Source organism: Providencia rettgeri, from assembly GCF_023205015.1.
Lineage (GTDB): Bacteria > Pseudomonadota > Gammaproteobacteria > Enterobacterales > Enterobacteriaceae > Providencia > Providencia rettgeri_E.
This window is the reverse complement of sequence record NZ_CP096258.1, coordinates 914,839-928,155: the sequence shown is the minus strand read 5'-3', so window position 1 is coordinate 928,155 and position 13,317 is coordinate 914,839. Positions and strand designations below refer to the sequence as shown.

The window sequence follows — 13,317 nt, the reverse complement described above, 5'->3', positions numbered from 1 at the left end:
CAATTCGCACTATCAAACTACAAATAAAAAGCGTCAAATAAGAATAAAATTCTTTAAATGAAATTTAATTAGTTAAATAAACCCGATAAGCTATCTAAAAATAATGTCGAAGAGAGTGTAAAAAGCGACGAACTTAACTTGAGGGACTGTTAGATAATAAAAAACGCGTTTTACCCTTAATGATAAAACGCGTTTATAGAACTTAATCAGCTTATTTTGAGGATGTTGCTTCCATTCCCACTAAACCAATCTTCAAGTACCCTGATTGACGCAATGCATTCATTACATCCATCATCGTTTCATAGTCAACACTCTTATCCGCTTGGAAAAAGATTGTCGTTTCCTTATTAGAACTTGTTGCTTGGTCAAGAGTGGAAGCAAGCTGTTCTTTTGTCACAGCTTGGTCACCGATAAAAAGCTGGCTGTCCGATTTTACCGTTAAAAACACAGGTTTTTCTGGACGTGGCTGCGGCTTCGCTGTCGAGGCGGGTAAGTCGACTTTAATATCAACTGTTGCCAATGGTGCTGCAACCATAAAGATAATCAATAAAACCAACATAACATCAATAAAAGGTGTTACGTTAATTTCATGCATTTCACCGCTATCGTCTTGTTCGTCACCTAAACGCATTGCCATAATAATTACCTTGCTTTGCTATTTGCCAGATCAAGATCACGCCCCAGCAACAACGCAGACTGAGCAGCGACATCCCCTACTTGACCACGATAGTTGTTGATCATGCGAGCAAAAATATTATAAATCACAACCGCAGGGATAGCGGCAATAAGACCGATTGCTGTCGCTAATAACGCTTCTGCAATACCCGGCGCAACAACCGCAAGGTTAGTCGTTTGCGAGTGAGCAATCCCGATAAAGCTGTTCATGATCCCCCAGACCGTTCCAAATAAACCGACGAATGGAGAAATTGCACCAATAGTCGCCAAATAGCCATTACCACGGCCCATATAACGACTAATCGCAGCGACTGCCCTTTCTAGGCGGAATGATGTGCGCTCTTTTGTGCCTGATAAATCAGCGCTATTTGCTGATAACGCTCGCTCAGTAACGGCTTCGTTTAATAACATACGCGTAATGCTATTTGTTTTGAAACCTTCTGCGATACTGACGGCTTCATCAAGTGACTTCGCCTCAGAAATCGCTTTCGCTTCTACTTTTAAGCGACGGCGAGCAACTAAAATTTCCAAACCTTTTGAGAAAAATATTGCCCAAGTAATAACAGAAGCAATAACAAGCCCTATCATGACTGTTTTAACAATATTATCTGCACCTTGGTACATTCCCCAAACAGATAAATCTTGGTCAAAACCGCCCGTTGGTGCTTCTGTTGCAATTTCAATGTTTTCATTAACAACTGTTGTGTTCACGGCTTCGCCTTGTACAGGTTCCGCGGGTACTGATGAAACTTCAGCACTTGGTGTCGTAGTTGTTGGTGCAGCTGAATTTACTGCCGGTTGTGTTGATGGTGTATCTTGAGACGCAGCTGGTGTTGTTGCAGGTGTGGTTTCAGCGACTGCCGTACCCATTAAGCCGAACGCCAATAGAATAGAAGCTGTTAGTTTACGCATCAGTTGGCCTTTACTCTCTTTTTAGTGTTGTATAAAAAAATTCATATCGATGATTGTGCCATTCATCGACTAACCTTTAAAAGCGAAATTTGACTCGCGCTGTCCGTCTCTTTTCAAAAAGACGGTGCTGATGATATCAAACACAGCGCGAATTGATAGTAATTATCATTAGTATTCGCGATTTTTTTATGTTTTTTTGCGTTTAGACAAACATGACCTTCTCTACTATGCGGTTATTTTCCTTAATAATTCACGGTTCAATTAAATATTCATTCCCAATATTACAAATAAAATTTACCTACAGTTTGAAAGTTGAAGAATACTCAAGTTACATTTCTATCAGGATCATTTAACGTCTTAGTATAAATTACCTCTAAGTTTAACCAGTTCATATTCTGTGTAGGGAAAAATCATGGCAGACATAAAACCTGAAACACAATTAGTCCATATTGGGCGGAACCCCAAATACACACAAAAAGGGGTAAACCCTGTTATTCAGCGAGCCTCTTCTATTATTTTTGATACCCTTGAAGAAAAACGTCATGCAACTCGCCATCGTGCAAATAACGTACTATTTTATGGGCGTCGCGGTACACAAACACATTTCGCTTTTCAAGAAGCGATGACAGAATTAGAAGCAGGTGCTGGATGCGTCCTTTACCCATCAGGTGCTGCCGCAATTACCAATACCATTTTGTCGTTTATTTCTGCTGGCGAACATATCCTGGTGACTGGATCAGCTTATGATCCAACGCAAAATTTTTGCGACAACATCCTTACTAAGCTAAATGTCAAAACCACGTATTTTGATCCACTCATCGGAACGGATATTGCTGATTTAATTCAGCCCAATACGCGGATTGTATTTTTAGAGTCCCCCGGCTCTATCACCATGGAAGTTCATGATTTACCAGCAATAGTGAAAGCTATACGCGTCAAATCCCCTGAAATTGTGATTATGATTGATAACACTTGGGCAGCTGGCGTCTTACTTAAACCATTATTATTTGATGTGGATGTGTCGATCCAATCAGCAACTAAATATATCAATGGCCACTCCGACGGTATGCTTGGCCTTGCGGTGGCAAACCAACGCTGTATTGAAACATTACGTGAAAATTCATACCTCCTAGGCCAAACCGCGGATCCAGATACCGTTTATATGGCTAATCGAGGGCTCCACACATTAGCAACTCGACTAAAACAACATCAAATTAATAGTTTACAAGTTGCTAATTGGCTGCAACAACGCCCTGAAGTTGAACAAGTATTTCACCCTGCACTTGAGAATTCTCCAGGTCATGAATTCTTTATCCGTGATTTTACAGGTTCTAATGGGCTGTTCTCTTTCCAACTAAAATCACGCTTAACCACTGAGCAATTTACCGCTTTTCTTGATAATTTTAATCACTTTAAAATGGGTTATTCATGGGGTGGTTTTGAGTCGCTGATTTTGGGATACCAAAAAGAAGATTTACTCAATATGCGGCAGTATGATTTTTCACCAAAAGAAGGAACCTTCTTCCGCGTGCATATTGGTTTAGAGCACACTGATGATTTAATCCATGACTTACAATTAGCTTTCGAGCGAATTTAAATTAAAAATCAGTCTATTAATTGCAGGAGCAATGTTAAATGCTTCCTGCAATTACCCTACTAAATGATTAATTCTTCAAACAAATCAAACTTGGGCTCTTTTTTTCCTGTAATATAGGCAATAAGAAATTCGCTTTTACGCAAATACAGGAATAATTATGGAAGTCCTACGCGAAATCGTACTTGCACTTTGGAACCACGATTTCCTTAAACTCTCCAACCCTGAAGTGCTTTGGGTTATTTATACCGTACTTTTTGTTGTCATTGTCTTAGAAAATGGCGTTTTACCCGCTGCTTTCCTACCTGGTGATACCTTGCTGATCCTTTCAGGTGCATTGATTGCTAAAGGGGTCTTACACTTTATTCCGACTATATTGTTACTCACAGTCGCTGCAAGCTTAGGGTGTTGGATAGGTTTTCTACAAGGCCGATGGTTAAGTGAAACTCAGGTTGTGAAGCGCTGGTTAGCGCAAATCCCTGAGGAATATCACACCAAAGCAAACAATATGTTTAATAAGCAAGGTTTATACGCGCTACTTATAGGGCGCTTTCTTGCATTTGTCAGAACAATATTACCTTTGCTTGCTGGGTTATCTGAATTAAGTCACCGCCGTTTCCAGTTTTTTAACTGGTTAAGTGGTTTGTTATGGGTTGGTTTGATCGTCACCTTAGGGTATGCCCTAAACCAAATTCCTTTTGTGAAAGAACACGAGCAAATTGTGATTAGTGCGCTGATGATTATTCCAGTTATCTTACTGGTTAGTGGCCTAATCGGCTCAATTGTAATGTACTGGAAACACCGCAAAGCACTCTCGAGTAGCAAAGAAAAATCATAATATAACCGAGTAATGGCCGCGAGTTAGCGGCCATTTGGTTTATTCCGTCATCAAACTGCTAATAGCAGAAAATAAGTACTGACCAATTTCTGCAGTCATCCATGTCCCTTGAGAAATATTGGGATCTTCACGATAAATAGCCCGAATTCTCTCTTGTAGCTCAGGATCTCCCCCAGTAAACTGGTTGAACATCGTTAACCATGTTTGTGCTAATTGTTGCACTTCAGGTGAATCTGGGGATTTTTGGGCTTTTAATGCATTATATAAACCCGCAATTAACTCAGGCCACACCTGTCCTGATGCAAAATAATGTTGCTGAACAAAAGCAAATTGTTCCGCGGTTAAATGGGGTTTAAATAGTGATAATTGGTATTCACTAAAACCCTCTGCAACAAATTGGATCATTGCGACAGAAATGCCTGATGAATATGCTAACGTGTTATCCGATAAATGAATTTGATTCAAGCGCGCAAAGAAATCAGGGTTTCCTCCAGTATCTCTTTCTAACGCTGTCATCCATTCATGTGCAATTTGTTGCACCTCTGTAGATTGAGGTGTTGCACCTTGTTCCATCAGCTTACTTACCGTTGCTACGCGCTGTTGCCACTCTTGGTTTTTCAGCGTATGCGCCGTATATAATGGCAATTGTTCCAATTCTTGAGGGGTAAAATATTTATCAAACATCGACATCATCTCCAATACAGAAAACCAATCAGCCTGAGTTAAAGTATTCCCCGTTTGCATTTGCCTGTGTAATTGCTCTAATCGATTACGTAATGTCGCCATTTGCTCCATTTGTTCCGTTAATAATGCAATTCGCTCTTGCAGCAAACTCGTCATATTTCCACTCCGACCATCCAGTAATTCACCGATGTTTTTCAGTTTGACTCCAACTTGCCGTAACAATTGAATTTGCGTTAAACGCTCTATGCATTGCATGTTGTAAAGCCGATAACCTGCATCGGTTCTTGCAGTTGGTACCAATAAGCCAATTTCTTCATAATGATGAAGTGTACGGATGGTTAATCCTGTTTTTTCCGCGATCTCACCAACTTGAAATAGCATATGTTCCTCCTGTAATTGCGACTAAGGTTAGTGCCTCACGTTACGTGAGAGTCAATCACCACTTTGCACTTTTTATTAAAATTCCATCTTATCCATTATATCAGCAGACAATTTCCCTCTCTTCAGGAGATGGCTTTATAGAATAGCAATAAAAAAGCCCCAGTAGATTGAATACTGAGGCTTATATAGCTACTTATTAAATAATTATTTAATCAATGCATGCATTTCTTGTACAGAGATTACCGTATCGGTTGGGTCTGCACTAAGCGACATCGTAGTGGCAAACCCACCATTCAACGTCGTGTCATAGTGGACTTTATAACGCAATGCACTGCGACGAATTAATTTTGAGTCCTCAATGGCTTGGCGCCCTGCTGTAGTATTCACGATATAATCGTATTCGCCATTCTTAATTCTATCTTGAATATGTGGACGACCTTCATGAACCTTATTGACTAGGCGCGGATTAATACCAGCCTCTCCTAGAACAATCGCAGTGCCGTGAGTGGCATCTAGCTCAAAGCCATGTTTTAACAGCTTAGCGGCTAAATCGACAACTTTTGTTTTATCACCTTCACGAACAGACAACAGCGCGCGACCAGACTTTTTCATGGTCGAGCTGCTACCTAACATCGCTTTAGCGAATGCTTCTGCAAATGTCCGGCCGACACCCATGACTTCGCCTGTTGAACGCATTTCAGGCCCAAGAATTGGGTCAACGCCAGGGAATTTATTGAATGGCAATACCACCTCTTTCACCGAGTAGTATGGTGGAATAACTTCTTCCGTCACCCCTTGCTGTGTCAAGGTTTGCCCTACCATCACACGCGCTGCAACTTTCGCTAATGGCACACCGGTTGCTTTAGACACGAAAGGCACTGTCCTTGCGGCACGTGGATTGACTTCAATTAAATAAACTTCATTATTTTTAACGGCAAACTGCACGTTCATTAAACCACGTACACGTAACTCGAAGGCAAGGTTACGAACTTGTTCACGCATTACATCTTGAATTTCTTGGCTAAGTGTATAAGCAGGGAGTGAACATGCGGAGTCACCAGAGTGTACGCCAGCTTGCTCAATGTGCTCCATGATACCACCAATCAGCACCATCTCACCGTCACAAATCGCATCCACGTCAACTTCAATGGCATCGTCTAAAAAGCGGTCAAGGAGCACTGGCGCATCGTTAGAGACACTTACCGCAGTTTGGAAATAGCGACGTAAATCGATTTCGTCATATACAATTTCCATTGCTCGGCCACCTAGTACATAAGATGGGCGAACCACCAGTGGATAGCCAATAATAGCTGCTTTTTCAATGGCTTGCTCAATCGCTGTGACAGTTGCGTTCTGTGGTTGTTTCAAGTTCAAACGGTTGACGGCTTGCTGGAAACGTTCACGATCTTCTGCACGGTCGATGGCATCTGGGCTCGTTCCAATGATTGGAACCCCTGCGGCTTCCAATGCTCTCGCTAATTTTAATGGTGTTTGGCCACCATATTGCACAATCACACCTTTTGGCTGCTCGATACGCACAATTTCTAACACATCTTCAAGGGTGACAGGTTCGAAATAGAGGCGGTCTGAAGTATCGTAGTCCGTTGAAACCGTTTCTGGATTACAGTTCACCATAATGGTTTCATAGCCATCTTCACGTAACGCTAAAGATGCGTGCACGCAGCAATAGTCGAATTCAATCCCTTGCCCGATTCGGTTTGGCCCACCACCTAACACCATCACTTTTGGTTTGGCATTATTTGGGTTTGATTCACACTCTTCTTCATATGTGGAATACATATAAGCGGTGTCAGTAGCGAACTCGGCCGCGCAGGTATCAACACGTTTATAGACTGGGTGCAGACCATAACCTTGGCGTAGTTTACGTAACTCAGCGTCAGAAACACCGACTAAAGTCGCTAAACGCGCGTCGGCAAAACCTTTACGTTTTAAAGTACGTAGGAAATCTTTTGTCAGCCCATTAATACCGAGCTCAGCCACTTTTTCTTCTAAGCGGACTAGCTCCTCAATCTGCACTAAGAACCAGCGGTCAATATTGGTTAGATTGAAAACACCATCGACAGATAAGCCTGCACGGAAAGCATCTGCAATAAACCAAATTCGCTCTGCGCCTGCATCTTTTAATTCACGACGAATACGAGTCAGTGCCTCAGGATCCTCTTGAGCCACTTTCGGGTCGAACCCTGTCGCGCCAACTTCTAAACCGCGTAATGCTTTTTGCATCGATTCTTGAAATGTGCGGCCAATCGCCATCACTTCGCCAACCGATTTCATTTGCGTTGTGAGTCGGTCATTCGTGCCCGCAAATTTTTCAAAGTTAAAGCGCGGAATTTTTGTCACAACGTAGTCAATGGAAGGTTCGAATGAGGCAGGGGTACGGCCACCAGTGATGTCATTCATCAGCTCATCAAGGGTATAACCGACAGCCAGTTTCGCTGCAATTTTAGCAATTGGGAAACCCGTGGCTTTCGATGCTAATGCCGATGAACGTGAAACTCGCGGGTTCATTTCAATAACAATTAAGCGCCCATCTTTAGGGTTTACCGCGAATTGAACGTTAGAGCCACCTGTTTCAACGCCGATTTCACGTAATACGGCCATCGATGCATCACGCATGATTTGGTATTCTTTATCGGTCAATGTTTGAGCTGGCGCGACGGTGATAGAGTCACCCGTATGGATCCCCATGGCATCGAAGTTTTCAATGGAACAAACGATAATACAGTTGTCTTTTTTATCGCGGACAACTTCCATTTCGTATTCTTTCCAACCAATCAGCGACTCATCAATCAATAATTCATTAGTGGGAGATAAATCTAAACCGCGAGTACAGATTTCTTCAAACTCTTCACGGTTATAGGCAATACCGCCACCCGTACCTCCCATCGTAAATGATGGGCGAATAATACAGGGAAAACCTACCGCATCGGCAACAGCAAATGCTTCTTCCATATTATGTGCGATACCTGAGCGTGCAGTGCCCAAGCCGATTTTTTTCATTGCTTTATCAAAACGTTGGCGATCTTCTGCTTTATCGATTGCATCAGCAGTCGCCCCAATCATGGTCACGCCAAACTCAGCTAAAACACCTTTACGTTCTAATTCAAGCGCACAGTTTAATGCTGTTTGGCCACCCATGGTCGGTAGCACTGCATCTGGGCGCTCTTTTTCAATAATTTTACGCACAACTTCCCAGTGAATCGGCTCGATGTAAGTTGCATCCGCCATTTCTGGGTCAGTCATAATGGTCGCGGGGTTCGAGTTAACTAAGATTACGCGGTAACCTTCTTCACGCAGTGCTTTACACGCTTGAGCACCTGAGTAGTCAAATTCACATGCTTGACCAATCACAATCGGGCCGGCACCTAAAATCAGAATGCTTTTTATATCAGTACGTTTTGCCATTTTTCTTGCTCCCGATTATTGTGCGTTTTGACGAGGGGTGTTTTGACGGTATTCATTAATTAATTCAATGAAATGGTCGAATAAATTTGCCGCATCATGTGGCCCTGAGCTTGCTTCTGGGTGGCCTTGAAAACTAAATGCGGGTTTATCCGTACGGTGAATACCTTGCAATGTTCCATCAAAGAGTGACTTATGCGTCACGCGCAGGGTGTCGGGAAGTGTCGATTCATCAACCGCAAAACCATGGTTTTGCGCCGTGATCATCACCACATCTTTGTCTAAATCTTTAACTGGATGGTTAGCACCATGATGGCCAAACTTCATTTTCATGGTATTGGCACCGCTAGCCAGAGCAAGTAATTGGTGGCCTAAACAAATCCCGAATACTGGGATTTCTGTGGTTAAGAATGTTTCAATTGCCTTGATTGCATAATCACAAGGCGCTGGGTCACCAGGGCCATTCGATAAGAAAATACCATCGGGGTTCATCGCCAATACGGTTTCTGCTGGGGTAGTTGCTGGCACCACCGTTAAACGGCAACCGCGGTCAACTAACATACGTAAGATATTACGCTTCGCACCGAAGTCATAAGCAACAACATGTAAAGGGAGTTCTTCGGCAGTTTTCGCGCCCTGCTGGCCATTTTCCAGCGTCCATGAACCTTGGGACCAATTATAAATCTCTTTAGTGCAGACTTCTTTTGCCAAGTCCAACCCATTCAAACCTGAAAAACTACGCGCTTTTTCCAATGCGAGTGCAGCATCAGGGTTATCACCCGCAATGATACAACCGTTTTGAGCGCCTTTTTCTCTCAGTAAACGTGTTAATTTACGTGTATCGATATCCGCAATCGCCACGACGTTATGGCGTTTTAGATATTCGGATAATCCTTCTTGCCCGCGGAAGTTACTGTAAATCAATGGTAAGTCACGAATGATTAGGCCTTGTGCATGAACATTTGGGGATTCTTCGTCATCAGCATTAGTGCCGACATTACCAATATGGGGATAAGTGAGAGTAACAATTTGGCGGGAATAGGAAGGGTCTGTAATTATTTCTTGATATCCGGTCATCGACGTGTTGAAAACGACTTCTCCAACTGCAGCGCCTTCTGCACCGATAGCACGCCCGTGGAATTGGGTTCCGTCTTCCAGAACCAATATAGCTGACTTAATCAAAACATCCTCCGGAGAATAATAAATCACGTTTTTTGCATATTAATTCAGATTTCACGATCTAAATCAATGCCAAAATGAGTTTTTAAGCAAATTTTTGGCAAATTGCGCGCATTCTAATGATGAGATGGAGTCTTGTCTAGAAAAAAATGCATTTTTTTCACTTTTATCTTACTTTTTTACTTAACTACCTCGCTTTTAACTGGGTGAGCAGTATAAACCATAGTAAAAACGAATAAGTAAACGGTTGCAAAGCAAGATAACTAGTTTATTGATAATAACCTAGCTAAAAGAAGGAGGAAAGGATAATTAACGAGCAAAACTGAAGATAAAAACCATTAAAACATGAATTAATATCGATTTGAATGAAAATAATTCAAATCGACATCATAACAATAAATATAAACTACAACCAAATAATTTAAAAGATAAAATAAAAAACAAAAAACTACAAATCATCCAACCCAAGCACATCTTTCATATCATATAACCCACTATTTCTAGCGCAAACCCAACCAGATGCCTTTATGGCGCCATTTGCAAAGGTCATACGGCTAGAGGCTTTATGGGTGATTTCTACTCGCTCTCCAATATCTGCAAACATTGCGGTATGTTCACCGACAATATCCCCAGCACGAATAGTTGCAAAACCAATGGTTCCAGGTTCTCTCTCCCCGGTGTAACCTTCACGGGTATATACCGCACACTCTTTTAAATCTTTCCCCAGAGCGCTAGCAATAGACTCCCCCATAGCTAGGGCCGTACCTGATGGTGCGTCCACTTTATGGCGGTGATGAGCCTCAACAATTTCAATATCAGTGTAATTCCCCATCACTTTTGCTGCTTTTTCCAGTAATTTCAGCACCACATTGACACCAACACTGAAATTTGCCGCAAAGACAATAGGAATAGATTTTGCCGCTTCGGCAATAGCTTGCTTACCTTGCTCATCAAACCCTGTCGTTCCAATTACCATCGCTTTTTGGTTTGCTTTACAAAATGCAAGGTAGCGTAAAGTCCCTTCAGGGCGAGTGAAATCAATGACAACATCAAAATCATTAACAACCTGATTTAGCGAATCAACAATGGAAATACCTAACTTACCGATACCAGCGAGTTCACCTGCATCTGTCCCGATAAGCGATGAGCCTTCACGCTCAATCGCAGCACCTAATTGAATTCCATCCTGTTGTTGCGCGGCTTGAATTAGCTGGCGTCCCATACGTCCACCTGCGCCAACGATTGCAACACGTACCACTGAATTTGCCATGGTTTACCCTTTTTTAATTAATACAAATAGATAAATTTGAACTGTTAGTTTAGATAAAAAGGCTATTTTTACCCACAGTTTAGAAGTCATTGTGGTACAGATTAACTATCCTGATCGTATTGCGCTAGCAAAAATGTATCGTTATTAACAAAAGCGTAGAGAGGAAAGGGATTATCAGTAAAAGTTTTAATCAAGAAATATGAACCAAGAAATATGGATATAGCAATGAAGTTATTTTTAACGATAAAATAGAATTGATATTGATGAAAAGGTTAAGCGGTCGTATATAAAATTACCCAAGAAAGTATTGCAAATCGATATAAATAATACTTTCTTGGTAATTTAAATGGCATTGTTAGTCATAAACAAATGAAACACCAACGACTGACTGTACAGGCCCTGCTGTGACTTGTCCTGTTGTTCTTTCATACTTTGCTTGTAAATTAAGAGAAACAGGTGATGGTCCAACTTGCCCCATTCGAACTCGCTGATTTGCCGAAAGTGCCGTTCCATAACGGGTAATCTGAACACCTAATCCCCTCGCAGCATTTGAACCTGAATAGGTATTAGCAAATATTGAACTACTTGACGTAGTCGAACCTGAGAGATAGAAAGAAACATTTTGATTTTTACCACAATAAACCGATAACGGTATATTTGATGAACCTGGGTAATCTGGCAAATAGACATTAAGATTACGCGAAGATACATCACATCCACCGACAGGAACAACCACGGTGTTATTCGCATAAAGTTTCCATATAAATGTCGCAGTTTGTATATTCCCCCCACCAGAAATATCAGACCCAACTTGGTACATAACTAAAGTCGCAAAATGCGTGCCTTGACTAAGAACGATACCTTCGGCTGAATTTAATGGTGATAAATAGAGCTTAGCATTCCAAACTGCTGGTTGCCTGAATGCAACAGAATGCGTCGCTGAATTTAATGGAAATGGATAGGATAGACCATAGTAATTCAAAGTCCCCCTAAAATTAGCGAGAACATTCCCGTATGCTGAACCTTGCATTACGCTCACCATGTCACGCCTATAGTTTGGGTTATCGTTCCAACACGTAATCGATTGAGAAAGGTCAACAACTAAGTTTTGACCCGCTTCGAGTCTAGGTTGCAGATCAACATACACATTCGCTGTGGCAGGTGAATTTTTATAACTTAAAACATTACGTTTATCCATGCATGTAAATGAATATGCTGTTGTAATACCTAAAAAATAGATAACAGTATTAAAAAAAAATAATTTTAAAATTTTATTTATATTCATAATATAGCTCACTGGTATGTATAAGTAACATCAATAGCTGCTTGTATACTTCCCTGTGTCGTTCCTCCGTTAACCGATATCGCTCTAACTTTCAGAGGAAAATTTGCTGAAGCAGTACTGCTATTAATTTGCATGACAGCTTGGGTACCATTATTGAGGTCTCTGCCTGAATCATCCTGCAGTTGCAACTGGATGTTTTGTGCTGTTCCTTGGTTTCTATAGTATCCCGTAATATCGGATACCCCTGTAAATCTAGCTGTTACGTTAGAAGAACCTGTAGGACAATTAATCAACTCTAACTCAATAGGGTGCCATTTAGATGTTGATCCCGCGTTAATGAAGTCAAAAGTGCTGAGATCATTTAAATCCACATTCTTATTCGCAGTTACGACAGTACAAGGCACTGTTTTTACCTGACCGTAAATATTGATTGTTACGTCCGCTGCATAACTCAATGTCGTTGATAAACATAACCCCGCAACGGTTAATGCGGTAGCTACTATCCTTTTATTTATTACCATAACATTCTCATCCTATTGATATTCAAGAGTAAATGTTGCCGTTGCGCGAATTTTACCTGCATTTACAGGAAGTTCAGTTACCATTAATCGAGCATAAAAGTTCAATGTATTACGAGAGCCAGCCGTTAATGATGTCCAAGGTATATTTTGATTATCATCATTGAGTGATAGCGGGTTTCTCGCTTTATCTAATATTTGTATGCCAACTCCAGATGCAGCACCTCCAATATTTTCTAATGCTAATAAAGAGGTATTACTCGAATCAGCAATTCCGGTAAATCCAACTTTTACACCTGTTACTGCTGTACCACATGGAAAAAGCTCAATATAAAAAGGGATCGCCAGAGATGTTTTATTAACCGCATTCAAAGACTTAATGCTTTCATTTAAAAAATCAACAATTTGGCCATCTGAGCTAGGTGAAACCGCGCATGTATTATCTGCAACGCTCCCCGTTATATTAATTGAACTATCTGCAGCGAAACTTTTCGAAGCAAAAAAAATGAATATCAATATCATGAGGTAACAACGATATATTATATTTTTCATCATTAA

General features: G+C 41.2%; 11 protein-coding genes. 2 read left to right on the top strand and 9 right to left on the bottom strand.

The window, feature by feature from the left end; translation table 11 throughout:
- Positions 1-211 precede the first annotated feature (211 nt).
- A complete protein-coding gene (exbD, locus tag M0M83_RS03950) occupies positions 212-637 on the bottom strand; it encodes a TonB system transport protein ExbD (protein WP_102138994.1) in 426 nt (141 codons plus the stop codon).
- A gap of 5 nt (positions 638-642) precedes the next feature.
- Positions 643-1,587 carry a tonB-system energizer ExbB gene (gene exbB, locus M0M83_RS03945; protein WP_125891935.1) on the bottom strand — a complete coding sequence of 315 codons (945 nt, stop codon included), beginning with the start codon at positions 1,585-1,587 and terminating at the stop codon, positions 643-645.
- A gap of 412 nt (positions 1,588-1,999) precedes the next feature.
- Here exbB and metC point away from each other — a divergent pair, with 412 nt between their 5' ends.
- Together metC and M0M83_RS03935 are read left to right on the top strand one after the other, a co-directional pair.
- Complete coding sequence (gene metC, locus M0M83_RS03940; protein WP_125891934.1) at positions 2,000-3,184, top strand: cystathionine beta-lyase; 1,185 nt, start codon at positions 2,000-2,002, stop codon at positions 3,182-3,184.
- Positions 3,185-3,341: 157 nt separating this feature from the next.
- Positions 3,342-4,019 (top strand): DedA family protein, encoded by a 678-nt coding sequence (locus tag M0M83_RS03935; RefSeq protein WP_213912955.1) that lies wholly within the window; start codon positions 3,342-3,344, stop codon positions 4,017-4,019.
- Positions 4,020-4,058: 39 nt separating this feature from the next.
- Here M0M83_RS03935 and M0M83_RS03930 read toward each other — a convergent pair whose 3' ends face one another.
- From M0M83_RS03930 to M0M83_RS03900, 7 genes are all read right to left on the bottom strand, one after another.
- Complete coding sequence (locus tag M0M83_RS03930) at positions 4,059-5,084, bottom strand: MerR family transcriptional regulator (RefSeq protein ID WP_213912956.1); 1,026 nt, start codon at positions 5,082-5,084, stop codon at positions 4,059-4,061.
- Between the two features lie 204 nt (positions 5,085-5,288).
- On the bottom strand, positions 5,289-8,510 hold the full coding sequence (gene carB / locus M0M83_RS03925) for a carbamoyl-phosphate synthase large subunit (protein WP_213912957.1): 3,222 nt from the start codon (positions 8,508-8,510) through the stop codon (positions 5,289-5,291).
- A 15-nt stretch (positions 8,511-8,525) separates the two neighbouring features.
- Positions 8,526-9,689 carry a glutamine-hydrolyzing carbamoyl-phosphate synthase small subunit gene (gene carA / locus M0M83_RS03920; RefSeq protein ID WP_185746896.1) on the bottom strand — a complete coding sequence of 388 codons (1,164 nt, stop codon included), beginning with the start codon at positions 9,687-9,689 and terminating at the stop codon, positions 8,526-8,528.
- A gap of 445 nt (positions 9,690-10,134) precedes the next feature.
- Positions 10,135-10,956 carry a 4-hydroxy-tetrahydrodipicolinate reductase gene (gene dapB / locus M0M83_RS03915; protein ID WP_213912958.1) on the bottom strand — a complete coding sequence of 274 codons (822 nt, stop codon included), beginning with the start codon at positions 10,954-10,956 and terminating at the stop codon, positions 10,135-10,137.
- A 355-nt stretch (positions 10,957-11,311) separates the two neighbouring features.
- Positions 11,312-12,241, bottom strand: a complete 930-nt coding sequence (locus M0M83_RS03910) for a fimbrial protein (protein ID WP_125891928.1) — start codon at positions 12,239-12,241, stop codon at positions 11,312-11,314.
- 8 nt (positions 12,242-12,249) lie between these two features.
- Positions 12,250-12,762 carry a fimbrial protein gene (locus tag M0M83_RS03905; RefSeq protein ID WP_125891927.1) on the bottom strand — a complete coding sequence of 171 codons (513 nt, stop codon included), beginning with the start codon at positions 12,760-12,762 and terminating at the stop codon, positions 12,250-12,252.
- 12 nt (positions 12,763-12,774) lie between these two features.
- Positions 12,775-13,314 carry a fimbrial protein gene (locus M0M83_RS03900; protein ID WP_413776241.1) on the bottom strand — a complete coding sequence of 180 codons (540 nt, stop codon included), beginning with the start codon at positions 13,312-13,314 and terminating at the stop codon, positions 12,775-12,777.
- Positions 13,315-13,317: the final 3 nt, after the last annotated feature.